Source organism: Pseudomonas sp. LB3P58, assembly GCF_054897895.1.
The window spans coordinates 1,693,849-1,720,199 of record NZ_JBUBVE010000001.1; the positions used below are offsets into that span (position 1 = coordinate 1,693,849).

The window sequence follows — 26,351 nt, forward strand, 5'->3', positions numbered from 1 at the left end:
CCCGTGCCAGATGCGGCATTAGCTCGCCGAAGACCGCGCAACTCCCTTCCGACGGTTGGACTTTTCCTCGAGTTGGATGGCGAAATCCATGGCCTCTCGGTAGTTGAAACGGTAGGCCCAGGTCTTGCCAGTGTATCGCTCGACGACCTGGAAGATGCCGAGCTTCATGGTCACCACCTGGAAGCGAACACCGCGGCGCGACTTCAGTCGATTAGTGCGCCGGAAGAAATCGATGCCTGCTGCGTTGGAGTGGACTAGCAGAACGCCGAGCTCATCGATGCGCTGCAGAAAGGATGGATGCATGTCTGATCCTCTAAGTGGGGAGCATGTATTCGTATGCACTCGTGCCGATAGCTGCTTGTTTATGGATGCAGAGGTAGTTCTGACGGATAAAGGTAGTCGTAAAAAAGCCACATCGAAACCTGACTCGTCTTTGTGCGACACACGGACTTCTTCGCGAACCCGAGGGTTTTCTCTCACAACCCTTGCTGGGCCTAGGGCAAGCTATTGAGAAATGCGGCAATCTGCCGGGTATCGCGCAAGTGCAGCGTAGAAATTTGCGGGCCTAGGGCCAGGCGCACCGCCTCGATACCCGGGCGATAGCCACGATCGAAATTCCACACGAAGTTCAGGAAGGTCAGGAACGCCCGGTCGAGCTTCTCTGTACAGCCTGCTGCAAGGTCAGGGCGAGGGCGGTTCATTACGCTGCGCATGATCACCCGGGTGAAACAGGTGAGCCGCGACGTATCGAGCCAGATGATCAGGTCGGTACGGGGCAGGCGAAGGTCGAAGGTTCTCCGCGCATAGTTGCCTTCACAAATCCAGGCATCCGGTGCGATCGCTTCGCCGACCCGTGCGCGGAACTGCTCAGCGTCGGGTTCGACCCAACCGGGTTCCCAGAACAGCGTGTCCAGGTGCACCACGGGCAGACTCAGGCGCTTGCCGAGGGCGCGGGCGAGGGTGGATTTGCCGCTACCGGCATTGCCCAGAATTACAATCCGTTGCATGAGGACTTCCTGTCGCAAAAAAAGCCGCCGATTGTGCAGGTTTTGGATGGACAGTTAAAGGCTGATGGATGGGTGTAAACCTTATTCAGGAAGAGACAGTTGCTGCAAATAAGCCTTCGGCGAACACCCTGTTTTTTGCTTGAAGCAACGGTAGAACGTGGACAGCGAGTTAAAGCCTGAGGCACTGGCAATCTCGTCAATGCGCGAGGCGTGGCGTTGCGCATTCAAACGTGAAAGGGCTTCATCCAGGCGCAGCTGATTGAGCAGCGTATAAAACGTTTGCCCCCGAACCTGATTGAGAAAGAACGAGATCTGGTTGCGTGTGTAGCCAGTCGATGCCGCGACATGAGACAGGTCCAGCCGCGGATCGAGGTAGGGCTTGGTCTGTTCGAAGTACTGCTGCAAATCATTGGCGAGCGCCCCGACCTGACGGGCTGATAATCCCAAACGACTGACCGCCTCAGCGCTATAGGCCGGGCGGGTTAACGTTGGGGCATGGCTGACCAGCATTGCGTGTTCGTTGACTTTAATGATCAGCCCGTCCCGTACCGACAGTGCTTCAACAGTGCGGAATGAAACAAGACCCTCGCTGCCATTGAGCGTCACCCGGTACTGCAGGAACGCGGTGTCGCCATCGATGCGCAAGCGATCGGTGTAAATCTGAAACTCTTCTGATCCCATCGGCATGCTTGCCGCGAGATAGTCGCGCAATTGCGAGTACTCGATGGTCCGGTTCTGGAAAAAATCGTTGTACTCGATGGCCGGGTGATAGAGCGCCATCACAGCGTCCAGGTCACGCTGCTTCCACGCCTCGTGATAATGCACCGCAACTTCATGAGTCTGCGTGCTCGAAGGATCCGCCAGGAAGGTTGGGGTGGTGGGTAAATCAGGTACTTCCACGACGAACTCCAGGGTGCAGATCAGGGCAAAGCCCAGAGTATTCCAGAAGCCGTACTTTTCCGCCCGTGTCCGCTGCGATGTTTGCCTGCCCGTTGCGCCTGTGAAAGCGTCGGTTATTGCTTTAGCGTCAGCCCATGAATTTTACGGAGCATGAGCGCATGACACTTCCCATCGCGACCCAGTCCCTGGCGGACGCTCGGCCTTATCCGGTCTGGCAGGAAACACAAACGCCAGCGACCGCCGCGCCGAGGCTCACGGGTGAAGTGACGTGTGATATTGCGATTGTGGGCGGGGGATTTGTCGGGCTATGGACTGCGCTGATGGCGCGTCAGCGCTGGCCTGAAGCAACCATCGTTGTGCTTGAAGCCGGGCAGTGCGGTGGCGAGGCGAGTGGGCGCAATGGCGGGTTCTGTGCGCCGAGTATTTCCCACGGTGTTTCGAATGCGCTGAAGCGTTGGCCCAAGGAAGCAGAGCAACTGGTGCGACTGGGCAGGGAAAACCTGGTGGCATTTGAGGAGGATCTGCAGCGCTATGGCATGGACGTAGCGTTTGAGCGCTCCGGAAAATTGAATGTCGCGAGTCAGCCCTGGCAGGTTGAAGGGCTAAGGTCGATGCAGCGTAACTACGAGCGCTTTGGCATCGCCTGCGAATTTCTGGATGGCGCGGCGCTCAAGTCACACCTCGACTCGCCGGCCTATGTTGCGGGCGTTTTTGAGCCCAATTATGCGTTGCTGAATCCGGTGAAGATGGTCGTGGAACTGCGGCGCGTGTGCCTTGCGCAAGGTGTGCAGCTGTTCGAGCATTCGCCGGTGATCGCACTGCATCAAGATGGCAATCATCAGGTACTGGAAGCCGGACTGGGCTCTGTCAAAGCGGTCAAAGTCGCACTCGGCACCAACGTCGCGCCGCCGTTGCTGGGGGAGTTGAAGTCAAAGGTCATTCCCATTTATGACTACGCATTAGCGACTCAGCCGCTCGACGATGCTCAGCTGCGCGCCATCGGTTGGGTCGGCCGCTACGGGATTGCCGACAGTGGCAATCAGTTTCATTACCTGCGCAAGACCGAAGACAACCGCATCCTCTGGGGCGGTTACGACGCCATCTATCACTTCGGGAGCCGGCGCGATGAGGCGTTAACGCAACGTCCGGAAAGCTTCGCGACACTCGCCCGGCAATTCAAATCGGCTTTTCCGGTATTGGCGGACGTCACGTTCAGCCATGCCTGGGGCGGCATCATCGATACCTCCGCACGCACCACGATGTTCTGCGGCACCTCGTCTGACGGTCGCATTGCGTATGCCCAAGGGTTCACGGGGCAGGGCGTGTCCGCCAGCCGTTTCGCGGCGTTGACCATGCTTGATTTGCTCGAGGGCAAATCTACCGAGCGCACGAAACTGGCAATGACTTCGACAGCACCTTTTCCGTTTCCCCCCGAGCCCCTGCGTTATGTGGGCGTTTCGCTGGCGCAGCGCTCACTGGCCCGCGAAGACCTTACCGGCCACCGCGACTGGCTGCTTAAAGGGTTTGATGCGCTGGGCATCGGTTTTGATTCTTGAAACGGAGTGAGAATGACCATGAGTAAACCTGATCACATCATCGATTTTGCCAACCCCGATTTGCCCGCGGTCGAGTTGGAAACCAGCGATCCCCAAGTGGTCGACACCCCATATCACAGTCGTAGCTGGCGGCACTTTGTGGCGCCGCAGAAAAAAGCGGTCGGTGGCATCTGGGAAGCGCCGGAGCACCTCGAGCGATGTGAATGCGACTACGACGAACTCTGTCATTTGCTCGAAGGACACGTTCGTCTGACTGACAGCAATGGCGTCAGCCAGGAGTTCAAGGCCGGCGCCACGTTTGTGGTCGCCGCCGGCTTCAAAGGCACCTGGGAAAACCTGACGCCGGTGCGCAAGGTGTTCATGATCCTCAGGGGTGGCGTCGAAACCGCTAGGCGTCAGGCAACGCCATGATCGCTCGCGCCGCAATGTCAGTGCCGCGAGTCGCCTGCATATTTTTGCTGAACGCTTCGAGGCGCTGTTTCATCGACTGATCGGCCAGCAGTTTTTCGAGAGCGGCGGGTAGCGCGGACAGTGGATCGGCAAAGCGCGGCAAGTAGCGGCCGACGCCGACTTCCTCGGCGCGTACGGCGTTGTCGTGACCGTCCCAGCAGTAAGGAATGATCAGTGACGGCAAGCCGAAGTACAGCGCTTCGCAGAAGCTGTTGTTGCCACCGTGGTGGATGAACAACTGGCACTCCTTGAGCACGGCCGGCTGTGGAAACCAGCTGTCCAGATACACGTTGTCCGGGACGGTGGTGTACATGTCCCGATAGGCGCCAACGTTGATGAGAAAGCGATAGGGCAGGGCTTCGATGGTCCCGATCAGGCGCTTCATCATGTCGGTGTCGGCGGCACCGAGGCTGCCGAAGCTGATGTAGATCAGCGGCGCGTCGTTGTGCCGTGGGAAGTCGGGAACGATGTAAGGCGCCTCGCGGCGTACGCAACCGTCGAGGTACACATAGCGCTGCGGGTCCAGCGGCGATTGGCGTTCATAACGCACCGGCGTTGGCGACAGCAACAGGTTGAGCCACGGTGAATCATTGAGGAACTGACCGGGTGGGCAGGGCGTCGTACCGTTGCTCGCGAGAAACTGCGAAAAGCGTTCATGGGCCGGCGCGACAGCTTTGCGGTAATGCTCGGCAAAACGTTCGCGGGCATCTACGTCGTCCGCCAGGCAGCCCGACAAATACGGCGGTACGGCGGCATCCGGCAGTTCGGTTTCAGCGCAGGAAACCATCCGCACCCACGGGCATCCCGCGTTGGCGATGGCGGGGAACATGACCACGTTGTCGAGGACGATGACGTCCGGTTTAAGGCGCCCGAGCAACTGTTGCAGCGGTTTTTCCGCTTCAATCGCGGTGTCGATAATGGCTTCCCAGGCCGGCGCCACATAGCTGTCGATCTGCGCCAGCGGAGTCTGGTCGAAGTAGGGAATGTTGCGCTCGATAAAACGTTCCCAGTAATGCTGGTGTTCCGCTGCCGACAACGGACTGGCTTGCGGAATCGGGTATTCGTCGAAGCCGTATTCGGCGAAAAGCCCTTGAAAATGTTCGTGGCAAATAAAGACCGGTTTTGCTCCCAGCTCACGCAGCGATTGGGCGATACCAATGCAGTTCAAGGCCGCGCCGAAACTGGCTTCCGGAAACAAGGCGATAAGTTTTTGTGTGTGCATGGCGAGGACGTCCAAGGCGGGTACAGCCCGCCGTGCCTGAAGATGACTGGATCCTGTCTTATTTTATAAAAAAAATCATCATGTTTTTTGAGCTGTTCAGCGACGCCCGAACAACTGGCCTTGCGGGATGCCGCGGTTTGCGGTTTGCGGGCGCTGGGCGGCGCTCAGGCGCAGGTGCAGTCGCAGCAGGTCGGCGGCGATCTCCAGCTGGCCACGCTCGATGTGCGCGATGATTTGCAGATGTTCGCGCAGGGCTTCCTGGAGGCGGTGCACGCTGACGGTCGGCAACAGATTCGGCAGGCGCCGCAGGCTCTGATGCTGGAGCAGGGCGTCACCGATAAAACGATTGCCGCAGCTCTGGCCGAGCAGTTCATGGAAGCTGATATCCAGTTCGCGAAATTGCTGGGTATCGAAATGCTCTACGGGGCTCGAGAGCAAGGTTTGCATAGCGCTTCGCAGTAACGCCAGGCGTTGTGGGTCGGCGTTGAAGTTAGGGCTGAGCAGGGCTTCCGGCTCCAGAATCAGCCGGAATTTGAGGCTTTCTTCGAGGGCGGCGAGGCTGTTCAGTGAAGGGCGAAACAGCCAGGACTGGCCGGGGCCGCGCTCAATGGCCTGGTTTTCACTCAGTTGTTGCAGGGCTTTTTGCGCGGCCGGCCGGCCGATGTCGTAACGACGCATCAGTTCGCTGATGCTGATGCTGTCCCCGAGGCGTCCGGCCATGCGGTCGCGCAGCACCGAGGTCGCCAGCTCTTCTTCCTCGGCTTGTGGCAATGCGGCATTGAATGCCTGGCCGGTCGGCGGTGCGATCAGTCGATAGCCTTTGCCGGCCTCATGACTCAGCAGGTTTTCTTCCAGCAGCACTTTAAGTGCGCCACGAATCAGTGTGCGTGACACCTGGAATGTCCGCGCCAGCGCTTGCTCGGCGACCGGGTCGCCGGCCACCAGCCCGGTTTCCTGGGTGTGCTCCAGAATCCGGCGGGCGAGTTCCAGGTGGTTGGTGCGGGGTTTCTTCTCGGGTGTTGTGCTCAAGCGTCTATCTCTTTTGGGCGCGTCGACTCAGGTGCTCATCTTATGCCATGCATCGCAAAACCGTCAGGCGCAAAAAAAAACCGTTGACATCGAATCGTGCTGGTCCTAATTTCTAAAAAAAAACATATGCAATCGTTTCTCTTTACGCCGTACTGCCTTCGAACACAAAAATAATCAATCGTCGGGTGAGTATTATGAGAAAGCTGAAAGGCCTTATGTGTCTGGGATTGAGCGCCTCCCTGGCGATCGCTTCACAGGCCGCAAGTGCAAAAGACATGGTGATTTCGATCTGGGACGGCTACATGGCCCCGGATGCGCTGGACAAGTTCAAAGCGGCCAGCGGCGTTGACGTCGACAAGGCATTGCACGCGACCAACGAAGAAATCATGGGCAAGCTGATGGCGTCTGGCGGTGAAGGCTATGACGTTGTGTTTGTCTCCTCTCCTTTCGCCGAAGTCCTGCACAAGCAAGGCCTGCTGGCAGATATCGATCCCGTCAAAGTCCCCAATCTTAAAAACCTCTATCCCGAAGCCACCCAGCTGGAATATGACCCGGGCAACCATTTCTCGGTGCCGTACACCTGGGGTACAACCGGGATTTGCTACCGCTCCGACAAGGTCACGCCAGCGCCGGTGAGCTGGAATGAACTGCTCAACCCGAGCGATGCGCTCAAAGGCAAAGTGACGATGCTCGCCACTGACCGCTGGATGCTCGGGGCCGGTTTTCTGGCCAAGGGTTGGTCGGTCAACGACAACGATCCCAAACAGATCGCCGCCGTCCGCGATCAGTTGATCGCTACCAAGAAACGCATCCTCTCCTTCGACGACACCACCTTCTACTCCAAGCTCGCTTCCGGCGAATCGCTGATGGCGCACGCGTGGGATGGCTGGTGCAACTACGGCACCCAAGCCAATGCGGCCATCAAGTTTGTCGTGCCCAAGGAAGGTTCCGACCTTTGGGTGGACACCATGGTCGTGCTGAAAAGCTCGAAGCATCAGGAGGAGGCGTTCAAGTTCGTCAACTTCATGCTCGCCAGGGAAAACCACGTCTGGGTGGCTGAAAACATCCTCTACAAAATCCCCAACCAGGCCGCAATGGCTGGTTTGTCCGCTGACCTGCTCAAGCAATACCCCAACTTGACGATCGCCCCGAGCGAACTGTTGAAGATGGAACAGTTGCGCGATCTGGGTGGCACGACGCAAAAGGCCTACACCCGGGCCGTCACCGAAATCATGGCGGCACAGAACTAAGCCGCACAAAACGTAAGCCGCACCGAACCGAGGCATGCCCCGCATGCCTCGCCACGCTCGCATGCCGCCTCCGTTCCGGGGCGGGAGGATATGGGTAATGAGTGCTTTGCATGCTGACAGGCGTCTGTCGGCCTGGCTTCTTGCGCCCGGCTTTGGCTGGCTGCTGACCTTTTTGGTGATTCCGTGCCTGCTGGTGCTGGTCTACAGCTTCGTCGAGCGCGGTGCTTATGGCGGTATCGACTGGCTGTTTACCTGGGAAAACTACCAGCGCGCGTTCGATCCGCTGTACCTGGGCATCTTGCTCAAATCGGCAAAGATCGCCGGTCTGGCGACGGTCTTTGCGGTGCTGATCGGCTACCCGGCCGCCTACGCGATTGCTCGTGCTCCGCGGCGCCGGCAAGCGGTGTTCCTGTTTTTGGTGATGCTGCCGTTCTGGAGTAACTACCTGATCCGCACCTATGCCTGGATCGTCCTGCTGAATCGCGAAGGCTTGATCAACTGGATGCTGCAGATGTTCGGCTACAGCGGCGAACCGATCAGCTTGCTGTACACCGAAGCGTCGGTGGTGCTGGGGCTGGTCTACAACTACATCCCGTTTGTGATCCTGGCGATTTTCTCTTCGCTGTCACGGATCAACAACGAACTCTGGGATGCGTCGAAAGACCTGGGTGCCTCGGGCTGGATGACTTTTCGGCGGATCATCTTGCCGCTGAGCGTTCCCGGAGTTGCGGCCGGCGCCGTGTTTGTCTTCGTCCTCAGCATCGGCAACTTCATTACTGCCGACCTGTTGGGCGGCAAGCAGGTGCAGATGGTCGGCAACCTGATTTACTCGCAATTCCTCACGGCGCGGGACTGGCCGTTCGGTGCAGCGCTGAGCTTCTTCCTGATCGCGATCATGCTGATTCTGTTGTTCGTTCAGGCACTGGTTGCCCGTCGTGCAGAAGGGGGTCGCGCATGAGTCAGTCACGTTCGGTTGGCGGCACGGTACTCGGCACGCATCTGGGTTTGGTTTACGCCTTCCTTTATGTGCCGATCCTGGTGTTGATCCTGCTGTCGTTCAACAAGTCCGGTTTGCCCACGGCGTGGGGCGGCGTATCGCTGAAGTGGTACGTGGCGCTGGCGCATAACTCGGCCATTTTGTCGGCGGCCCTCAACACCTTGATCGTCGCGCTGTCGGCGACATTCATTGCCTGCGTGCTCGGGACGTTCCTGGCGCTGGGCATCGAGTTGCGCCGCAAGGGCAATGACAAGGGACAAGTCGTCGACACCTTGTTGATGGCGCCGATGATCATTCCCGACATCGTCCTGGCGATTGCGCTGCTGAGCTTTTTCAACCTGCTCAAGGTTGGGCTGGGCCTGCACTCGATCATCATCAGCCACGCCGTGTTCAACATTGCCTTCGTCTGTGCGGTGGTGCGCACGCGGCTCAAACATTTCGACTATTCGATTCTCGAAGCCTCGATCGACCTGGGTGCGAGCTGGTTCACCACCTTTCGCCGGGTGCTGCTTCCAGCGATTTTCCCCGGCGTGCTGGCGGGCGGATTGCTCTCGTTCACCTTGTCGGTGGACGAATTCATCATCGCCTTTTTCAACTCCGGTTCCGGCCAGGCTTCCACCACGTTGCCCATGCAGATCTACGCCATGATCCGATTTGGCGTCACCCCGGAAATCAACGCTCTGGCGACGCTGGTGATGCTGGTCAGCATCACCGCGCTGCTGGCTTCGCAGCGTCTCAACAAGGCTCCTCGCACCCATGAATAATTCATCTGCGGTACTGATCCTGGACAAGGTCAGCAAGTCTTATGGCAACGGTCTGGCGGTTGACGAGGTGTCGCTGAACATCCGCGAGAACGAGTTCTTTGCGCTGCTGGGGCCGTCCGGCTGCGGCAAGACCACGCTGTTGCGCATGCTCGCCGGTTTCGAAACACCCAGCGCCGGCTGCATTTATCTGGATGGCAAAGACATCTCGCCGCTGCCGGCCAACAAGCGTCCGTTGAACCTGATGTTCCAGTCTTACGCGCTGTTTCCCAATATGACCGTGCGCAAGAACATCGCCTACGGGCTGGAGATGGAGCGTCTGCCGGAGGCGGAGATCCGTCGCCGGGTCGATGAAGTGCTGAGCACCGCGCAGCTCGGTGAGCTGGCGGACCGTAAACCGGATCAGCTCTCCGGTGGTCAACGTCAGCGTGTCGCACTGGCGCGGGCGCTGGTTAAACGGCCGCGGGTGTTGCTGCTCGATGAGCCGTTGGGCGCACTCGACAAAAAGCTTCGGGAAAAAATGCAGCTCGAACTCAAACGCCTGCAACTCGAGAGCGGTATCACTTTCATCATCGTCACCCACGATCAGGAAGAAGCGTTGGTGATGTCGGATCGCATGGCCGTGCTCGACGGCGGCAAGGTCTGCCAGTGCGGCAGCCCGACCGAACTCTACGAGAATCCCAACAGCCGGTTTGTCGCCAACTTTATCGGTGTCAGCAACCTGTTCGAAGGCGTGCGATCGGGTGAGCACTCGGTGCGCGTCAACGGCCAGGAGCTGGCAGTCGAGACCGACGCGCCGTTGATTCCGGGGCAAAAAGTTGCCGTCGTCGTTCGCCCGGAACGTTTACAGGTGCTGACGGAGGAGGGCGACGACTGCGCCAATCGGGTGATCGGCAATATCGTCGAAATCGCCTATCACGGCCTCGACACCAACGTGCATGTACAAACGGCGCTCAGCGACAAGGCCTTGATCGTCCGGGTGCCGTCCTCGCAATTCGAATTTGCTCATTTTGCTATCGGTATGAGCGTCCGGCTCGGCTGGCAGGCTCGCCACGCCCGTGTTCTGACGCGCTGAACAATAAAAAAAGACCAGGCAGGAGTACCGCTCGATGAAACAGAAAGTAATCGCCTTCTTTCCGGAAGCCGCTTATGGCCCGGCGCTCAACTCAGTCGGTATCGCCCAGGCGTGCGAAGCCCTCGGCCACAAAGCAGTATTCCTCACCGACCCGGGCATGAGTGGCGTGTATGCCGGATATGGTTTTGAAGAGCACATGGTCAACATGTCGGCGCCCATGCCGGCCGAAGAAATGGCCCGTTACTGGGTCGATTTCATCAACGGCCACATTCCCAACTTCCGCAAATCCCCACTCGATCAAATCGACAACTACGTAAAGGAATGCTGGGCCGCCATCGTCGACACCGCGAAGTGGGCGCAAAAGGATCTGCCGGCGGTGCTGGACAAGGTCAAGCCGGACTTGATCTGCGTCGACAACGTGATCCTGTTCCCGGCGATCAAGAAATACGGCAAGCCCTGGGTGCGGATCATTTCCTGTTCGGAAAACGAGATCGAAGACCCGGATATCCCACCGCACCTGTCGGGCATGAGCATCGACGACAAGGCCGGTCACGCACAGTTTCGGCAGCGTTTTGAAGACGTGATCGGGCCGATCCACGAAGACTTCAACCAGTTCCTGCAAACCCATGGCGAGCAGCCGTATCCGCTCGGCACATTCTTCGAAGCCTCGCCTTACATGAACCTGTTGCTGTACCCGGACGCGGTCAAGTTCGAGCGCCGTCATCCGTTGCCGGCCGAGCGCTTCCACTACCTGCAAGGGTGCGTGCGTCACGATACGACGTACGAGATTCCCGAGTTCCGCGCCAACAACGACAAGCCATTGCTCTACGTCAGTTTTGGCAGCCTCGGATCCGGTGATGTCGATTTGCTCCAACGTCTGATCAGTGCGGTGGGCAAGTTGCCTTATCGCGCGTTGTTCAATGTCGGTGAGCACCTCGATGAATACCCGGACCTGCCGGACAACGTGCTGATCTCCAACTGGTTCCCGCAGCCGTCGGTGATTGCCCAGGTCGATGCGGTGATCCACCACGGCGGCAACAACAGCTTTACCGAGTGCCTGTTCTTCGGCAAACCGGCGATTGTCATGTCGTACGTCTGGGACGGTCACGACAACGCCATGCGCGCCGAAGAAAGCGGTCACGGTTTCAAGCTCGATCGCTACGACTGGAGCGAAGCGCAGTTGGCGGAAAAACTCGCCGCCTGCCTCAACGACGCGGCGATGCGCCAACGTTTGCAGCACACCAGCGTGCAAATGCAATCACGCAAAGGGCCAGCGGATGCGGCCGACATTCTCGACAAGGTGCTGAACAATGCCTGATCAAAACACGACGGCGGATTTTACGCCGCACCTCGAAGCCGTCAGCAGTCGCACCGATCTGGTGGACTGGGGCGTGCAGAGCGACGCCGTCGAAGGCGTCTCGCACTCCAGCGGCCGACTGTTGTTCAAAGGTCCGAATAACAGTCCTGAAACCGGGCTTTGGGTCTGCACGCCCGGTCGCTGGCGGCTGTCGATTCCCCGTGACGAGCTGTGCCATTTCATCGCAGGCCATGCCACTTACCGCAATGACGACGGTGAAGTGATCGAAGTGCGGCCCAACACACTGGTGTTGTTCCCGGCTGGCTGGACCGGCGAATGCCACGTCCGGGAAACCCTGCGCAACGTTTACATGCTGGCTTGAGCCTGAATTTTTTTGGAGAGCAACACATGACTACCCCGTTTCTGTACGACCCGCTGAGCATCACCGACGTTAAAGATTGGGGCGTGATCCCGACCATGCTCGAAGGTCAATCCCATGTCTCTGGCGTGGTGCTGCACAAAGGCCCCGAAGGCCAGTCCGAGTGCGGTGTGTGGATCTGCACGCCGGGTAAATGGTTTTGCCATGTCACCAGCGACGAGTTCTGCCATTTCCTCGAAGGCCGCTGCACTTACGTCCATGAGTCCGGCGAAGTGATCGAGATCAAACCCGACACGGCCGCCTTTTTCCGCAAGGACTGGAAAGGCGTATGCACCGTCCACGAGACGGTGAAAAAGGTCTACATGATCCGGTGAATGCCATGACTGAAACACGTGCGTTATCGCCAACGCGTGAGGACCAGCGCGCAGCCTTTCTGGCGCGTGCCGGCTTCGCCGAGGCGCAGCTGGTTGCGTTGCCGGCGGATGCCTCGACCCGGCGCTACTTTCGTTTAAGCGGCGAAGGTCTGTTGCTGATGGACTCGCCACCGCACAGCGAGCCGATCGGTCCGTTTGTGCAGGTCGCCCGTCACTTGCACGGGCTGGGGCTTTCCGCGCCGGCCCTGGTGCAGGTTGACGAAGAGGCGGGTTTGGCGTTGATCGAAGATTTCGGTCACGACACCTACACCCGATTGTTGGCGGCGGGGCATCCGGAAGCGACGCTGTATCGCTTGGCCGTCGATGCGCTGGTGGCGTTGCATCGCGTACCACCAGCGGCAGAAATGGCGCCTTACGATGCCCGACAACTGAGTGACGAGTGTGCGCTGCTGATCGACTGGTACATCCCGCTGCTGATTGGCAAGGAGGCGGCGCTCAACCTGCGCGAGTCGTTTCTGACGCTGTTCGCCAAAGCTTGCAGCGATGTCGCGCAACGTCGCGAAGCCTTGGTGTTGCGCGACTTCCACGTCGACAACCTGATGCTGCTGGAAGGCCGCGAAGGCGTTGCGGCCTGCGGACTGCTGGATTTTCAGGACGCACTGATCGGTGCGGCAGCGTACGACTTGATGTCGTTGCTCGAAGACGCTCGCCGCGACGTGCCCGAAGCATTGCGCGTGGCGTTGCTGACGCACTACCTGATGCAACGCCCGGAGCTCAATGCGCCGCGTTTTCTCGAAGATTACCGGCGGCTGGCCGCCCAGCGTCACGCCAAGGTGCTGGGGATTTTTGTGCGCCTGGCGGGCCGCGATGGCAAGCACGGTTACCTGGCGCATCTGCCGCGCACCCTGGGTTTGTTTGTTCGAGCGCTGGACGCCGAGGCCTTTGCTCCGCTGCGCGATTGGCTCAACCGGCACGTACCGGGTTGGCGCGAGGATCTATCGCCCGCGACCTTGGCGACATTGCGCGAAACCCCTTATCGATTGGTTCAAGGATCATCCCATGGCCACGTTTAACACTGACACTGCCCTGCGTTTCATCAACGCCGAGTACCTGCCCCTGACGAATACCCGCGCCCGCGAAGTGCTTGACCCGGCGACGCTGCAACCGGTCGGGCAGGTCGGCCTGTGTGGCGAAGCCGACGTGCAAGCCGCCGTCGATGCCGCCACCACCGCGCAAAAACAATGGCGGTTGATCGACGCCAAAAGCCGTGCCGCGCGTTTGCATCAGTTGGCCAATGCGATCGAACAGAACGTCGCGTGCAACCGCGAAGTCGCGCGGTTGATGACCCTGGAAATGGGCAAGCCGTTTCCCGAAGCCATGGGCGAACTGGCGAACTGCGCGCCGATCTTTCGCTACTACGCGGAAATGGCTCGGGACGATGCGGGCAAGGTCGCCGGCACCACGCAGATCGGCTCGTTCCAGCATGTGCGTTATGAGCCGTATGGCGTCAGCGTGCACATCATGCCGTTCAACTTTCCGATCCTGTTGATGTGCTGGACGGTCGCCGCATCGCTGGCGGCGGGTAACGCCTGCATCGTCAAACCGGCCGAAGCCACAACCCTTTGCACGCTCAAGTTTATGGAGCATTTCACCTCGCTGTTGCCGGGTCTGGTGTCTTGCGTGCCGGGCGATGCGGTGACTGCGCAGCTGCTGGTGAAGTCGACCGGGACTCACGCCGTGGTTTTTACCGGTAGCGTCGCGGCGGGCAAAGCGGTGGCGGTGGCGTGTGCAGAACAGATGAAACCGTGCGTCATCGAGGCCGGTGGCAGCGACCCGTTGATCATCTCAAAACACGCACCACTGGACGTCGCATCGGCGGGAGCGGTGACCGCTGCGTTCCACCTGAGCGGGCAGATTTGCACCTCGGCAGAGCGCTTCTACGTGGTCGATGAGATCCACGATGAGTTCGTCGAGAAGTTCGCCGAACGTACGCGTGCCTTGCGCATAGGTCATGGTCTGGAGCGTACGGAAATCGGGCCGATGGTCAGTGAGGCCGCACGCAACAAAGTCATGCGCCTGGTCGACGACGCCTTGGCCAAAGGTGCGACGCTGGTCTGCGGTGGACGGATCCCGCCACAGCACACGGTGGGCTGGTTCTACGAACCGACCATTCTCACCGGCGTGACCCGCGACATGGCGATTCTCCAGGAAGAGTGCTTCGGCCCCGTCGCGGCGATTTGCCGTGTCAGCGATTTCGACGAAGCGGTGCATCTGGCCAATGACTCGCCGTTCGGTCTCGGCGCATCGCTGTTCACAACCGATCTTGCCGAAGCAATGGAAGCCGCCGAGCGTCTTGAAGCCGGGATGGTCTGGGTCAACAACCCACTGATCGACAACGACGCGCTGCCATTTGGTGGCTGGAAGATGTCGGGCCTGGGACGCGAACTCGGGCGTCAGGGCCTTGAAGCGTTCCGTCGCTCGAAAATGGTCATCATCGATCACCAGCCGAAGATTCAGGACTGGTGGTATCCGTATGCCGACGACGTGTTCTATCGCGATCAGGTTTAACGCCGCGGTACTTGGGAGGATCGCAATGAGCGACAACATTTCCTGGTCAACCCTGGCGGTGATTCTCGCGGCCGGGCAGGGCACTCGCATGCGTTCGCAACTGCCGAAAGTCATGCACCCGGTGGGTAATCGACCGCTGCTCGGCCATGTCCTGGCGGCGGTCGAGGCGGCGGGCATCGAGCAAGTGGCGGTGGTGCTGGGTGCTGGCAGTCGACCGGTTGCCGATTACTTGCAACAGGCTGCGCCCACGGCGCAGTTGTTTACCCAGCACGAACAATTGGGCACGGCGCACGCATTGCTCGCGGCTCGCGCCGCGTTGCAGGCCCATGAGCAGGGCTGCGTGTTGGTGTTGTTTGGCGATTCACCGTTGATCAGTCCGCAGACGTTGTTGCAGCTACGTCAGACGCTGATCGACGGTGCCGCGGTTGCGGTTGCCGGGTTTCAGACTGAAAACCCCGGGCCTTATGGGCGACTGTTGGTGGAAGAAGGTCGCTTGCTGGCCATTCGCGAAGCCAAGGACGCCAGCCCGCAAGAATTGGACGTCGGCTTCTGCAATGGCGGTGTCATGGGCTTGCGTGCCGACACCTGTCTCTGGTTGCTGGAACGTATCGGCAACCAAAACGCACAAGGCGAGTACTACCTCACCGACGCGGTGGCCGTGGCCAACAGCGCCGGGCTGCAAGTCACGGCGGTGGAGGTCGATGAAGACGACGTGCTCGGGGTTAATGATCGCGAGCAATTGCATGCTGCCGAACAGCTTTTCCAGCAGCGGCGACGCCAAGCGGCCATGCAGTCGGGCGTCAGCCTGATGGCGGCGGATACGGTGTTCTTCAGTGCTGATACGCAGCTGGCCAGGGACGTATGCATCGAACCTTGCGTGGTGTTTGGACCGGGAGTGAGCGTGGGCAGCGGGGTGCGGGTCGACGCGTTCAGTCGTCTGGAAAATATTCGGCTGGAGCCGCCGCTGAATGAAGGAGTTTGCCATGCGTGATTATCAACGGCTGTACATCGGCGGCGAATGGATCGCCCGACGCTTTCGCGCCGGGATCGTCTGGGTCAGGTACTTGAACTGAAGCACCAGTTAACTCCAAACCATGTAGCAGCTGGCGAAGCCTGCGTTCGGTTCGGGCCGCGATCGGACGCAGCAGTCGTTAAACCTGAGCGTGCGGTCTTCCTGATCCACCGCGTCTCCTGATTTCACGACTGCTACGCAGCCGAACGCAGGCTTCGCCAGCTGCTACAGGGGCGCGTTTTGGCTGGCTATTTCAGATACCAGCCCCATGGCTGGTCGCTGACGTATTCGGTCACTTGCTTCACCTCCAGATAATTGTGCAGCCCCCATTGGCCGAGTTCCCGGCCAATGCCGCTGTGTTTCATGCCGCCCCACGGCGCCTCGACGAAGGTGGGTTGCGAGCAGTTGACCCAGATAATCCCGGCGCGCAGTTGGTTGGCGACGCGGGCGGTACGTTGCAAATCAGCACTCATCACGGCGGCGGCAAGGCCGAAGCGACTGGCGTTAGCCATTTGCAAGGCTTGCTCTTCAGTCTTGAAGCGCTTGATGCACAGCACCGGGCCGAACACCTCTTCGCGCCAGAGGATGCTGCTGTGTCCGGGCTCGTCGAAGATGGCCGGTTCGATGAAATAACCCTCTGGCAGATACGCCGGCTGCCGACCTCCGGTGAGCAGGCGTGCGCCGCTGGCCAGTCCCTGATCGATAAAGCCGAGGACCTTGTCGTGTTGACCCCGACTGACCAAAGGGCCCAACAACACGCCGGGTTCCAGCCCTGGGCCGATGGTGATCTTGCGGGTTTCCTCAACCAGTCGCTCGATCAACCGCGAGGCGATGTTTTCCTGCACCAGCAAGCGTGAAGTGGCGCTGCACACCTGGCCCTGGTTCCAGAAAATCCCGAACAGTATCCACTCCACCGCCGCGTCGACATCGGCGTCGTCGAACACAATCAACGCAGACTTTCCGCCCAGCTCCAGGCTGATGTTCTTGATGTCGCGAGCGGCCGCCGACATGATTTTTGCCCCGGTGGGCACGCTGCCGGTGAAGGCCAGTTTGTCCACGCCAGGGTGTTCGGTGAGCGGGCCGCCGGCGTCGGCTCCAAGACCGGTCACAACGTTCAGGACCCCGGCCGGCAGACCGATGCGGTCGGCGGCCGCGGCCAGTTCCAGTGCCGTCAGTGGTGTCAGTTCGGACGGTTTCAACACCAGCGTGGCCCCGGCGGCCAAGGCGGGCGCGACCTTCCACGCGGCCATCAGCAGCGGGTAGTTCCAGGGGATGATCTGCCCGGCAACGCCGATCGGCTCATGACGGATGCGGCAGCGAAAACGCTCGTCCGGCAGCGCCAGCGGTTGGTCCTGCTGTTGATCCAGTTCCCGGGCCAATCCGGCGTAGTAACGAAAGCAACCGATCGCATCGCCAACGTCCCACTGCGCTTCGGGCAACGGTTTGCCGTTGTCGCGCACTTCCAGTTCAGCCAACGCCTGTTGACCACTGTCCAGTTCATCAGCCAACGCTTCCAGCCACTGCGCGCGCTCGGCGCCAGTGGTTTGGCTCCAGCCGTTATCGAACGCTCGCCTGGCGGCGCGGACCGCATGATCGACGTCTTCCTCAGTGCCCGCGGCGACCCGATGGAAAGCCTGTCCGGTGGCCGGGTCGATGACGTCCAGGTAACCGCCCAGATCCGGGCTGACCCACTCGCCGTTGATGTAAAGCTGATCACGCATGGTGAGACTCCTGGACGCCGGTGCGGCGGTTTTGCAGGTGACGGGAAGTGAACAGCAGCGCCAGCGACGCGCAGATGATGACGGTCGAAACCGCGTTGATCTCCGGGGTCACGCCGCGGCGGATGGATGAAAAGATGTAGATCGGCAAGGTTGTTTCGGAACCGGCGACGAAGAACGCGATGATGAAATCGTCGAAGCTGAAGGTGAACGCCAGGAGAAACCCGGCCATGATCGCCGGACTGATCTGCGGCAGGGTGACCCGCCAGAACGTTTGCATTGGGGGGGCGTAGAGGTCGGCCGAGGCTTCCAGCAAGGCCTTGTCCAGTGAGTCGACGCGGCTGCGCACGATCACCATGACCAACGCCATGGTGAACAGCGAGTGCGCGGCGATCACGGTAAAGAAGCCCATGTTCAACCGTGGAACGCTCGGTATCCAGCTCGCCAGCAACGGGTTGATCAGGTCGAACAGGCTAATGAACGCAATCAGCGTCGAGATACCGATGACGATCCCAGGCACGATGATTGCGCAATAGGTCAGCGCATCGAACAGCAACCGCACTTTGGCGCCGGCACGTTGCAAACCGAACACCGCGAGCGTGCCGAACAACGTGGCAATCACCGCTGAAGTGAAGGCAATGAACGCGCTATGGCCCAGCGCTTCCATGATGAACGGGTTGCCAAACGCGCGACCAAACCACTGCACCGAGCAGCATTCGAACGCCAGGCCACTGCGCCCGGCGTTGAAGCTGAACAGCACGATCAACGCGATCGGTGCGTAGAGAAACAGGTACAGCGAAGTCGAATAGCTGCGCAGCCACATGTCACAACCCTCCGTCGGCAGGGCGGCCGCCATAGCGCGCCACCAGTTTCAAATACACGCCGATGATCAGCAGCATCATCGCCACCAAAGTCATCGCCAGCGCGCTTCCAAAGGGCCAGTTGCGCGATTGCAGAAACAGGTCGACCAGTGCGTTGCCGACGAAGAACACTTTGCCGCCACCGAGAATGGCCGGGATCAGGAACTCGCCCATCAACAGGATGAACACCAGCATCACCCCGGTGATGATCCCGGGCGCGGAGAGTGGCAGGGTGATCCGCCGGAAACTTTCGAAAGCGCTGGCACCCAGGTCCGCAGAGGCTTCGAGCAGACGCTTGTCGAGTTTTTCCAGGCTGACGTAAATCGGAAACACCATCAGCGGCAAGTAGCCGTAAACGATGCCGATCAGCACCGCCCACGGCGTATTGATCAGCCGCACGTCCTCAAGGCCAAGGCTGGCGAGCAGGGCCGGAATGCCCTTGCCGCTGAGGATGAAAATCCAGGCGTAAGTGCGGATCAGGAAACTGGTCCAGAACGGCACGATCACCAGCGTCAGCAGCAGCGAGCGGTTCTTGCTGACCTTGACTGCCAGAAAATACGCCAGCGGGTAAGCCGCCACCAGGCACACCAGCGTGCCCAGCGGCGCCAACATCAGCGTGTTGCTGAACGCCGCGCCACGGGAACCGAGGTTCAGGTAGTTGGCCAGCGTGAAGCCACCGGCGTAACCGCCCACGGCACTGCGCTCGCCGAAACTGAAGACCAGGATGATCACTAGCGGCATCAACAACAGCAGCAGGAACCACAAGGTCGAGGGCAAGAGCATCAGCAGGGTGATCCGCCGGCCGAGGCTGCGCCGTTGGCGAACCTCGACCGACAGGGCATTGCCCGGCTGCACCGTTTGTGGGTGGGTGGCGACGTTCATGGGGGACTCCTCATTGGCCATGGCCAGGCGATCAGGCGGACTTGAAGCGAGCCATCAATTCGGCGCGCGCCGGGCTGGTGAGCGTCGCCGCGGCACCGAACTCCAGAGGACTGAGCGCTTCGGCGGCCGGGTACATGATCGGATCGTCGAGCATGGCGGTGGGCAGCAACGCATCGACGCGTTTGTCGCCGCTCGGGTAGCCGTGGCTCAACACTTCGAGCTTGTTGTGCTGCGGATCGAGCAGGTAGTTGATGAAGGCGTAGGCCGCGTCCTTGTGCTCCGAGCTTTTGGGTATGGCAAAGAAGTCACTCCACAGTTCGCCACCTTCCTTGCCCAGTTCGAACTGCATCTGCGCGTTGTCGCGGTGCAACTGAGAGGCATCGCCGGTCCAGGACATCGCCAGCCAGGCATCGCCGCTGCGCATTGACGGCTGGATGTCGGAGTTGATGGCGAACAGGTGCGGCTTGACCTCGATCAGCAGTTTTTCGGCATCGGCCAGTTCTTTCGGGTCCAGGGAATTGAAGCTATAGCCGAAGCTTTTCAGCGCGTTGCCGATGGCGGTCAGTTGGTAATCGTGAACCATTGTCCGGCCGCTGGCGGGGCCTTGAGCTGCTGCCCAGAATTCTTTCCAGCTGGCGGGGCCGTTCTTCAGTTTGCCGGCGTCGTAGAGCATGCCGGTAGTGCCCCAGTTTTTCGGTACCGCATACACCTTGCCGTCCACCGTTCCTTGGGCCATGAACTTTTGCTGGAAAGCCGACGCCTCAAAGTTGGGAATGCGCGACAAGTCCAATGGTTCGATCAGGCCCAGGCCAACGTAAGTGCTGATGGTGTAGTTGGTCGGCACCAGTACGTCCCAGCCACTGCCACCGGCCTGCAATTTGGCAAGCATCTCTTCGTTGGAACCGAACACGCTCATCGAAACGCGCGCACCGGTGGTTTTGGCGAAGGTGTCGAGGTTTTCCTGGCTGTGGTAATTCGGCCAGGTCGCCAGCGACAGGCGATCGCCCAGCTTGGCCTGCTCGGCGGCCTCGGCGGTGGAAGTCAGCAGGCCAGGCATGTTGGTTGCGACCACCGCTGCGGCAATTCCCAGGCCTGTGCGGCCAAGGAACTCGCGGCGGCTGATCGAGCCGTTCTGCCAGCTACGCAGGGTTTTGATAAACGTCTTCTGGTCCATAGCACGCTCCACATTCGGTTGATGAAACGAATCGATGATTTACAACGCCATGGCCAGGCCATTGGCGTGATCCCAGCCGACGCTCACTGCAGCGCCGTGTTCGAATGCATTGGCGCCGTGATCCTGTTGGCGCGGCACACGCACGCAAACCACGCCAAAGGCTTGGGTGCGCACGCGGTATTCGGTGGAGTTGCCGAGGTAGATGCGGTCTTCCACGTGGCCTTGCAGCTTCACTTCTCGGGTCATGTCGGCGTTGGCGCTGGCGATGCTGATCAGCTCAGGGCGCACCGCGATGCAACCGGCGACGTCTGCGCTTAAGGCTTTGCCGGTGGGCGTCAATGGGCTGGTCAGTTCCAGTCCTTGCTCGGTGCGCAGCACTACTGAATCGCCCTGCATTTGACGAACCGTGCCGTTGAACAGATTGGATTCGCCAATAAAGTCGGCCACGTAACGGCTGGCCGGCGCTTCATACAGTTGTTCCGGGGTGGCGGTCTGGATGATCGAACCGTTGTGCATCACGCTGATGCTGTCACTCATCGACAAGGCTTCTTCCTGATCGTGGGTGACCAGCACAAAGGTGATGCCGACTTCGCGTTGCAGGCGCAGCAATTCGGATTGCATTTCCTTGCGCAGCTTGCGGTCCAGCGCCGCCAGCGGCTCGTCCAGCAGCAACACGGTCGGCTTGTTCACCAGCGCCCGGGCCAGGGCCACGCGCTGCTGTTGGCCGCCGGAAAGTTCACTCGGCTTGCGTTGGCCGAAGCCGCTCAGGCGCACCATTTCCAACGCTTCATCAGCCATGCGCAGTTGAGTTTTTTTGTCGGGTCGCGGGGTGCGATAACGCAGCCCATAGGCGATGTTCTGCGCCACTGTCAGGTGCGGGAAGAGGGCGTAATGCTGGAACACCATGTTCACCGGCCGCTCAAACGCCGGCACTCCGGCAACGTTCTTGCCCGACAGGCGCACTTCGCCGCTACTGGGCTGTTCGAAGCCGGCTATCATGCGCAGGGTGGTGGTTTTGCCGCAGCCGGAACCGCCGAGGAAGGAATGGAATGAGCCGCGACGCACCGCGAAGTTCAGGCCATTGACGGCCGACACCTCGCCATAGCGTTTGACCACGTTGCAGAATTCGATATCGCTTGGCGAAGTGTCGTTCACGCTGTTGTTCACGAGGCGGGCTCCCTTGCAGTGATGAATCAGTGCGTCGGGGGCCAAACTAGCAATCGGGGTTTTGCGCTGTATATATCCCTTGGGGGATAGAGTCGGTTTCAGGTGTCAGGCTTCGACGACCAGTTCCTGACCGGTAAGGTCGCGGATAAACAGCCCGAGCAATTCGGACTGGCTGCCGATGCCGAGCTTGGCGTAGATGTTCTTGCGGTGAATCTTCACCGTGCCAGGACTGATGCCCAGTTGTTCGGCGACCGAGGCGCTGGAGTGACCGCGTAGCAGCAACTGCACAATCTCTTGTTCGCGGTGGGTGAGGATGTGCGCGCCGAACTGATCGAAGGCTTCGCGGATCTTGAAGTCCAGGTCCTGCGCCGGGCGTGGTTGCAGGGCTTGACGCAAACGCCAGGCTTCATTGATGACCTGTTCAACCACAGCCTGCGCACACTCGATCAACTGCATCTCGTCACGACCAAAAGCACAGCTGGCGGTGGATCGCATCAACGACAGAACGGCCATGGCGCCGCCGCCGAGGTCGACGAAAAACGCCACTTCTTCAGCCAGCCCGGTTTGCTGGTAATACGTCAGGTAATACTCGCCGAGGTAGAAGTGGTCGGGTGCGAACTGGCGCAAACGCCACAGTCCAGGCGCTTGCCCGCGAGTGCATGCCAGGTAGAACGGATCAAGTAAATAGGGCCCGCATTGATAGTCATCGACATACACCGCACGCTTGTCGGCTGCGAAGGTGTCGAACAGCGCCAACGGCCGATGATTGCCTTCGTAGACGAACAGAACGAAGTGATCGACCGGGCATACTTGCCGCAACCAGTGACTTAAGCCTGCTAACCGCGCATGCCCGGGAGGAAGGTCCAGTAAATGGGCAACACCGGTAGTCCAGAGTTTCAATTCCTTGGGGCGCATGGCGGCTTCAAGCAGGATTGGATTGCGTTTAGATGCACAATTTGCGCCATGGCTGTTTTTGGCCTTGTAGAGCGGGGCGCGTGACGTCGAGTCGTTGAAAAGACGCACCGTAACAGCGCCGGATGTTACCGAGTGCCACAGGGTTGGTATCAGAAGTGATGGGGGCGGTGCATCAAGATCAAAAGCTGCAGGCGAGCTAACGCTCGGCCTGTTTCACGCCATCGCGAGCAAGCTCGCTCCCACAGGGTTGTGAAGTGAACCCCACCTTTTGGAACTGGCCAAAATCACTGTGGGAGCGAGCCCGCTCGCGATGACTATTGAAAGGGCGACGCAGAAACATCTGCATCGCCCACGCTTTTTTAGAAGAAACCCAGCGGATTGATATCGTAGCTCACCAGCAGGTTTTTGGTCTGCTGATAGTGATCGAGCATCATTTTGTGGGTTTCACGACCGACGCCGGATTTTTTGTAACCGCCGAACGCGGCGTGCGCCGGGTACAGGTGGTAGCAGTTGGTCCACACACGACCGGCCTTGATGGCGCGGCCCATGCGATAGGCGCGGTTGATGTCGCGGGTCCACAGACCGGCACCCAGGCCGAACTCGGTGTCGTTGGCGATGGCCAGGGCTTCGGCTTCGTCCTTGAAGGTAGTGATGCTCACCACCGGGCCAAAGATTTCTTCCTGGAACACGCGCATTTTGTTGGTGCCCTTGAGCAGGGTCGGCTGGATGTAATACCCGGTCGCCAGGTTGCCCTCGAGTTTTTCAATCTTGCCGCCGGTCAGCAGCTCGGCGCCTTCGCCCTTGGCGATTTCCAGGTACGAAAGGATTTTGTCGAATTGCTGCTCGGACGCCTGGGCGCCGACCATGGTGTCGGTGTCCAGCGGGTCACCACGTTTGATCGACAGCACTTTCTTCATCACGACTTTCATGAAGTCGTCGTAGATCGATTCTTGCACCAAGGCGCGGGACGGGCAGGTGCAGACTTCGCCCTGGTTGAAGAACGCCAGCACCAGGCCTTCGGCGGCTTTTTCGATGAAGGTTTCTTCGGCTTGCATGATGTCAGCGAAGAAGATGTTCGGCGACTTGCCACCCAGCTCCACGGTGGACGGAATGATGTTTTCGGCGGCGCATTTCATGATGTGCGAGCCGACCGGGGTCGAGCCGGTGAAGGCGATCTTGGCGATGCGTTTGCTGGTGGCCAGCGCTTCGCCGGCTTCTTTGCCGAAGCCTTGCACGACGTTCAGCACGCCCGGCGGCAACATGTCGCCGATCAGCTCCATCAGCACGGTAATGCCCAGCGGGGTTTGTTCGGCGGGCTTGAGCACCACGCAGTTACCAGCCGCCAGGGCCGGGGCGAGTTTCCAGGCGGCCATCAGGATCGGGAAGTTCCACGGGATGATCTGGCCGACCACGCCCAGTGGTTCATGGATGTGATAGGCCACGGTGTTGCCGTCGATCTCGGCGGCGCTGCCTTCCTGAGCGCGGATGCAACCGGCGAAGTAGCGGAAATGGTCCGCCGCCAGCGGGATGTCGGCGTTGAGGGTTTCACGCACGGCTTTACCGTTGTCCCAGGACTCGGTGATTGCCAGGACTTCGAGGTTCTGTTCGATGCGGTCGGCGATTTTCAGCAGCACCAGCGAGCGAGCCTGGGCGGACGTGGCGCCCCAGGCATCAGCCGCCGCGTGGGCAGCGTCCAGGGCCTTTTCGATGTCTTCGGCCGTGGAGCGCGGGAATTCGGCAATCGGTTGGCCATTCACGGGAGAAGTCGTGGTGAAGTACTGACCATTGACCGGCGCAACGAACTCACCGCCGATGTAGTTGCCATAACGGGACTTGAAGGAAACGATGGCACCGGGAGTGCCAGGTTGGGCGTAGATCATGATGAGTCTCTCTTGTTGTTATCCGTTGCGGCCGTCCGTGGACGGCCACTGTCAGCTTCAGCCGCCGTATGGCGTCAGGAACCCTGAGGGGTTTCACCGCGCGCCAGGCGGGCATTGATGTCTTCGATGACTGCCGGCAACTCGACGATGGTGTCGATCAGATAGTGCGGGCGAGAGCCTTCGAACATCTTGATGATGCGGGCACGTTCTTCGGCCAGCTTGTCGGAGGGCAACGCCTTGTACTGATCGTAGGTCAAGCCCAGTGCGTTGCCGGAGCAGGTCAATGCGACTGTCCACATACCTGCGCTACGACCTTCGAGAATGCCGGGCCACGTGTCGTCGACCTTCACGCAAGCCGCGACGTCACTGATCCCCAAGGCGATAACGTTGGCCAAGGCCTGAGCAGGGTGCGGGCGACCATTAGGCACTTCGTCTGTCGCTACCACATGGTCGGCGACGTAGCCGTTCTGTCGCGCCAGCTCCACCACTTTTGCCATGACGACGGCCGGGTAACCGGAACACGAACCGATTTTCAGGCCCTTGTCGCGCAAGGCACCGATGGCATCCAGTGCTCCGGGAATCACGGCGGAATGCAACGCGATCTTCTCGATTTGCAGCGGCATGAAGCGCTCATAAAGCGCCGTGACATCATCATCGGTCGGCAGGCGATCAAAGACCGCTCGGTAGCGTTCGGCGATCTGTGGCTGGTTGCATAACGTGCGGATGTGGTCCCACTTGCCCATGCCCATGGGGCCACGTGCTTCCTCCAGCGAAACGGCTACGCCAAACTCGCCGAACGCTTCGACGAAAATTTGAGTTGGGGCGAAGGAACCGAAATCAACGACGGTGCCCGCCCAGTCCAGAACAACGGCTTGCAGATGAGTGGGTTGTTTGTAGTGCATGACGAATCTCCATTTTTGGGTATGGGTAGGCCGTCCCTCTCGTCACCAGGAGGTAAGCCTATTGAGTGTTGAAACGCGTTACGGAATCAGGTTGTCGGTATTGGACTGGAGTCGAACAACTCCGCGATCATTGGCCGGTTCCTTCGAATACCCAGGCAGCACAGGTGGTAATCGATCGAAAACGGATGATTGACGAAGGTGATCGGCTTGGTGCCCGGCGTTTCGGCGTACTCGACGGCCGAAACGAAACCGATGCCGATGCCCTTGGCGATGGCATGGACAATGGCTTCACGACTGTTCAACTGCATGACGCAGTTCAGGGCGACGTCCAGGCGCTTGCAGCTCTCTTCCACCAGTTGGCGTGTGCGAGAGCTTTTTTCACGAAGGACCCACTTCTCGCTGCTGATCTGCTCGACATGCACCTCTTTCTGACTGGCCCAGGGATGGTCGTCGCGGACGACGGCAATAATCGGATAGCGTCGATAAAGCTGAGTATCAAAGCGCTGGTCGAATTCGGAGAGCGCAAGAATCGCCACATCGATGTCGAAGTTGAAGAGACGATCCAGTGTTTCTTTTTCGGGAGAAAACGACGTCTCCAGCTCGATGTCCGGATGCCGCTGCATCAATTCGTAAGTCAGGTTCATCGCAATGGGAGGAGAGACCGCGCCCAAGCGCAGCATGCCTGTCTTGCGTTGCTTGAAACTTTGCAGAAGTTGCACGGCTTCATCCTCTTGGCCGAATAGCCCCTGGGTGATCGCATAGAGCTTGTGTCCCGCCGAACTCATTTCGATAAAACGGCCTCGACGATGAAAGAGTTCCACGGAGAACTTCTTCTCCAGCGCGTTGACCTGTTCACTGACAGTCGGCTGACCAACGCTCAGGTACTCGGCGGCGAGGGTGAAACTGCCGGTCTTCGCCACCGCATGAAAGGAACGTAACCACTTGTGGTACTGGTACATAGAAGGTCCTGTTCCTG

At 59.7% G+C, this 26,351-nt stretch carries 26 protein-coding genes; 12 read left to right on the forward strand and 14 right to left on the reverse strand.

All coding sequences use genetic code 11. The features are described 5' to 3' along the window. Nucleotides 1–18: 18 nt before the first annotated feature. The 3 genes from ACYZTZ_RS07915 to ACYZTZ_RS07925 all read right to left on the reverse strand — a co-directional run bounded on the left by ACYZTZ_RS07915 (nucleotide 19) and on the right by ACYZTZ_RS07925 (nucleotide 1,907). Nucleotides 19–303, reverse strand: a complete 285-nt coding sequence (locus tag ACYZTZ_RS07915; protein WP_461997736.1) for a hypothetical protein — start codon at nucleotides 301–303, stop codon at nucleotides 19–21. 191 nt (nucleotides 304–494) lie between these two features. After that, nucleotides 495–1,007, reverse strand: a complete 513-nt coding sequence (locus ACYZTZ_RS07920) for a P-loop NTPase family protein (RefSeq protein WP_461997737.1) — start codon at nucleotides 1,005–1,007, stop codon at nucleotides 495–497. Nucleotides 1,008–1,088: 81 nt separating this feature from the next. Then, nucleotides 1,089–1,907, reverse strand: coding sequence for a helix-turn-helix domain-containing protein (locus ACYZTZ_RS07925; protein ID WP_461997738.1), 819 nt, complete (start codon nucleotides 1,905–1,907; stop codon nucleotides 1,089–1,091). A gap of 158 nt (nucleotides 1,908–2,065) precedes the next feature. Between ACYZTZ_RS07925 and ACYZTZ_RS07930 the strand changes: the two genes are divergently transcribed. Both ACYZTZ_RS07930 and ACYZTZ_RS07935 read left to right on the forward strand, forming a co-directional pair. After that, on the forward strand, nucleotides 2,066–3,463 hold the full coding sequence (locus ACYZTZ_RS07930) for an NAD(P)/FAD-dependent oxidoreductase (RefSeq protein ID WP_461997739.1): 1,398 nt from the start codon (nucleotides 2,066–2,068) through the stop codon (nucleotides 3,461–3,463). A gap of 18 nt (nucleotides 3,464–3,481) precedes the next feature. Beyond that, on the forward strand, nucleotides 3,482–3,874 hold the full coding sequence (locus tag ACYZTZ_RS07935) for a cupin domain-containing protein (protein ID WP_461997740.1): 393 nt from the start codon (nucleotides 3,482–3,484) through the stop codon (nucleotides 3,872–3,874). On the opposite strand, the gene ACYZTZ_RS07940 is transcribed toward ACYZTZ_RS07935, so the two are convergent. Together ACYZTZ_RS07940 and ACYZTZ_RS07945 are read right to left on the reverse strand one after the other, a co-directional pair. Next, entirely contained in the window at nucleotides 3,852–5,135 is a 1,284-nt protein-coding gene (locus ACYZTZ_RS07940) for a nucleotide disphospho-sugar-binding domain-containing protein (protein WP_461997741.1), read from the reverse strand. The genes ACYZTZ_RS07935 and ACYZTZ_RS07940 overlap by 23 nt on opposite strands. Nucleotides 5,136–5,231: 96 nt before the next feature. Then, nucleotides 5,232–6,164 (reverse strand): GntR family transcriptional regulator, encoded by a 933-nt coding sequence (locus ACYZTZ_RS07945; protein ID WP_461997742.1) that lies wholly within the window; start codon nucleotides 6,162–6,164, stop codon nucleotides 5,232–5,234. A 275-nt stretch (nucleotides 6,165–6,439) separates the two neighbouring features. Between ACYZTZ_RS07945 and ACYZTZ_RS07950 the strand changes: the two genes are divergently transcribed. From ACYZTZ_RS07950 to ACYZTZ_RS07995, 10 genes are all read left to right on the forward strand, one after another. Continuing rightward, nucleotides 6,440–7,414 carry a polyamine ABC transporter substrate-binding protein gene (locus ACYZTZ_RS07950; RefSeq protein WP_461997743.1) on the forward strand — a complete coding sequence of 325 codons (975 nt, stop codon included), beginning with the start codon at nucleotides 6,440–6,442 and terminating at the stop codon, nucleotides 7,412–7,414. A 97-nt stretch (nucleotides 7,415–7,511) separates the two neighbouring features. After that, the gene (locus ACYZTZ_RS07955) at nucleotides 7,512–8,372 is read left to right on the forward strand and encodes an ABC transporter permease (protein ID WP_461997744.1); all 861 of its coding nucleotides are present in this window, start codon (nucleotides 7,512–7,514) and stop codon (nucleotides 8,370–8,372) included. Continuing rightward, nucleotides 8,369–9,175 carry an ABC transporter permease gene (locus ACYZTZ_RS07960; RefSeq protein ID WP_134101625.1) on the forward strand — a complete coding sequence of 269 codons (807 nt, stop codon included), beginning with the start codon at nucleotides 8,369–8,371 and terminating at the stop codon, nucleotides 9,173–9,175. The genes ACYZTZ_RS07955 and ACYZTZ_RS07960 overlap by 4 nt, the downstream gene beginning before the upstream one ends. After that, nucleotides 9,168–10,247 carry an ABC transporter ATP-binding protein gene (locus ACYZTZ_RS07965; protein ID WP_461997745.1) on the forward strand — a complete coding sequence of 360 codons (1,080 nt, stop codon included), beginning with the start codon at nucleotides 9,168–9,170 and terminating at the stop codon, nucleotides 10,245–10,247. The genes ACYZTZ_RS07960 and ACYZTZ_RS07965 overlap by 8 nt, the downstream gene beginning before the upstream one ends. A 34-nt stretch (nucleotides 10,248–10,281) precedes the next feature. Then, nucleotides 10,282–11,565, forward strand: coding sequence for a nucleotide disphospho-sugar-binding domain-containing protein (locus ACYZTZ_RS07970; RefSeq protein ID WP_461997746.1), 1,284 nt, complete (start codon nucleotides 10,282–10,284; stop codon nucleotides 11,563–11,565). After that, nucleotides 11,558–11,926, forward strand: a complete 369-nt coding sequence (locus ACYZTZ_RS07975) for a cupin domain-containing protein (protein WP_461997747.1) — start codon at nucleotides 11,558–11,560, stop codon at nucleotides 11,924–11,926. Before ACYZTZ_RS07970 ends, ACYZTZ_RS07975 begins: the two co-directional genes overlap by 8 nt. A 26-nt stretch (nucleotides 11,927–11,952) precedes the next feature. After that, on the forward strand, nucleotides 11,953–12,297 hold the full coding sequence (locus ACYZTZ_RS07980; protein ID WP_008145703.1) for a cupin domain-containing protein: 345 nt from the start codon (nucleotides 11,953–11,955) through the stop codon (nucleotides 12,295–12,297). 5 nt (nucleotides 12,298–12,302) lie between these two features. Beyond that, complete coding sequence (locus ACYZTZ_RS07985; RefSeq protein WP_461997748.1) at nucleotides 12,303–13,370, forward strand: aminoglycoside phosphotransferase family protein; 1,068 nt, start codon at nucleotides 12,303–12,305, stop codon at nucleotides 13,368–13,370. Next, nucleotides 13,357–14,865 carry an aldehyde dehydrogenase family protein gene (locus tag ACYZTZ_RS07990; RefSeq protein ID WP_461997749.1) on the forward strand — a complete coding sequence of 503 codons (1,509 nt, stop codon included), beginning with the start codon at nucleotides 13,357–13,359 and terminating at the stop codon, nucleotides 14,863–14,865. Before ACYZTZ_RS07985 ends, ACYZTZ_RS07990 begins: the two co-directional genes overlap by 14 nt. A gap of 25 nt (nucleotides 14,866–14,890) precedes the next feature. Beyond that, nucleotides 14,891–15,856 (forward strand): NTP transferase domain-containing protein, encoded by a 966-nt coding sequence (locus ACYZTZ_RS07995; RefSeq protein ID WP_461997750.1) that lies wholly within the window; start codon nucleotides 14,891–14,893, stop codon nucleotides 15,854–15,856. Nucleotides 15,857–16,125: 269 nt separating this feature from the next. On the opposite strand, the gene ACYZTZ_RS08000 is transcribed toward ACYZTZ_RS07995, so the two are convergent. The 9 genes from ACYZTZ_RS08000 to ACYZTZ_RS08040 form a co-directional block, all read right to left on the reverse strand. Further along, complete coding sequence (locus tag ACYZTZ_RS08000) at nucleotides 16,126–17,598, reverse strand: aldehyde dehydrogenase family protein (protein ID WP_461997751.1); 1,473 nt, start codon at nucleotides 17,596–17,598, stop codon at nucleotides 16,126–16,128. Further along, the gene (locus ACYZTZ_RS08005; RefSeq protein WP_095128548.1) at nucleotides 17,591–18,418 is read right to left on the reverse strand and encodes an ABC transporter permease; all 828 of its coding nucleotides are present in this window, start codon (nucleotides 18,416–18,418) and stop codon (nucleotides 17,591–17,593) included. Before ACYZTZ_RS08005 ends, ACYZTZ_RS08000 begins: the two co-directional genes overlap by 8 nt. A gap of 1 nt (nucleotide 18,419) precedes the next feature. Further along, nucleotides 18,420–19,337 (reverse strand): ABC transporter permease, encoded by a 918-nt coding sequence (locus ACYZTZ_RS08010; RefSeq protein ID WP_461997752.1) that lies wholly within the window; start codon nucleotides 19,335–19,337, stop codon nucleotides 18,420–18,422. Between the two features lie 31 nt (nucleotides 19,338–19,368). Beyond that, nucleotides 19,369–20,511 carry an ABC transporter substrate-binding protein gene (locus tag ACYZTZ_RS08015; RefSeq protein ID WP_461963421.1) on the reverse strand — a complete coding sequence of 381 codons (1,143 nt, stop codon included), beginning with the start codon at nucleotides 20,509–20,511 and terminating at the stop codon, nucleotides 19,369–19,371. 39 nt (nucleotides 20,512–20,550) lie between these two features. Next, nucleotides 20,551–21,678 carry an ABC transporter ATP-binding protein gene (locus tag ACYZTZ_RS08020; protein WP_403144341.1) on the reverse strand — a complete coding sequence of 376 codons (1,128 nt, stop codon included), beginning with the start codon at nucleotides 21,676–21,678 and terminating at the stop codon, nucleotides 20,551–20,553. A gap of 105 nt (nucleotides 21,679–21,783) precedes the next feature. Next, nucleotides 21,784–22,593 (reverse strand): response regulator transcription factor, encoded by an 810-nt coding sequence (locus ACYZTZ_RS08025; RefSeq protein WP_461997753.1) that lies wholly within the window; start codon nucleotides 22,591–22,593, stop codon nucleotides 21,784–21,786. Nucleotides 22,594–22,952: 359 nt separating this feature from the next. Continuing rightward, nucleotides 22,953–24,473, reverse strand: coding sequence for an acetaldehyde dehydrogenase ExaC (exaC, locus tag ACYZTZ_RS08030; protein WP_461997754.1), 1,521 nt, complete (start codon nucleotides 24,471–24,473; stop codon nucleotides 22,953–22,955). A 74-nt stretch (nucleotides 24,474–24,547) separates the two neighbouring features. Next, complete coding sequence (phnX, locus tag ACYZTZ_RS08035; protein WP_056744705.1) at nucleotides 24,548–25,375, reverse strand: phosphonoacetaldehyde hydrolase; 828 nt, start codon at nucleotides 25,373–25,375, stop codon at nucleotides 24,548–24,550. Nucleotides 25,376–25,461: 86 nt separating this feature from the next. Then, the gene (locus ACYZTZ_RS08040; RefSeq protein WP_056744707.1) at nucleotides 25,462–26,334 is read right to left on the reverse strand and encodes a LysR substrate-binding domain-containing protein; all 873 of its coding nucleotides are present in this window, start codon (nucleotides 26,332–26,334) and stop codon (nucleotides 25,462–25,464) included. Nucleotides 26,335–26,351: the final 17 nt, after the last annotated feature.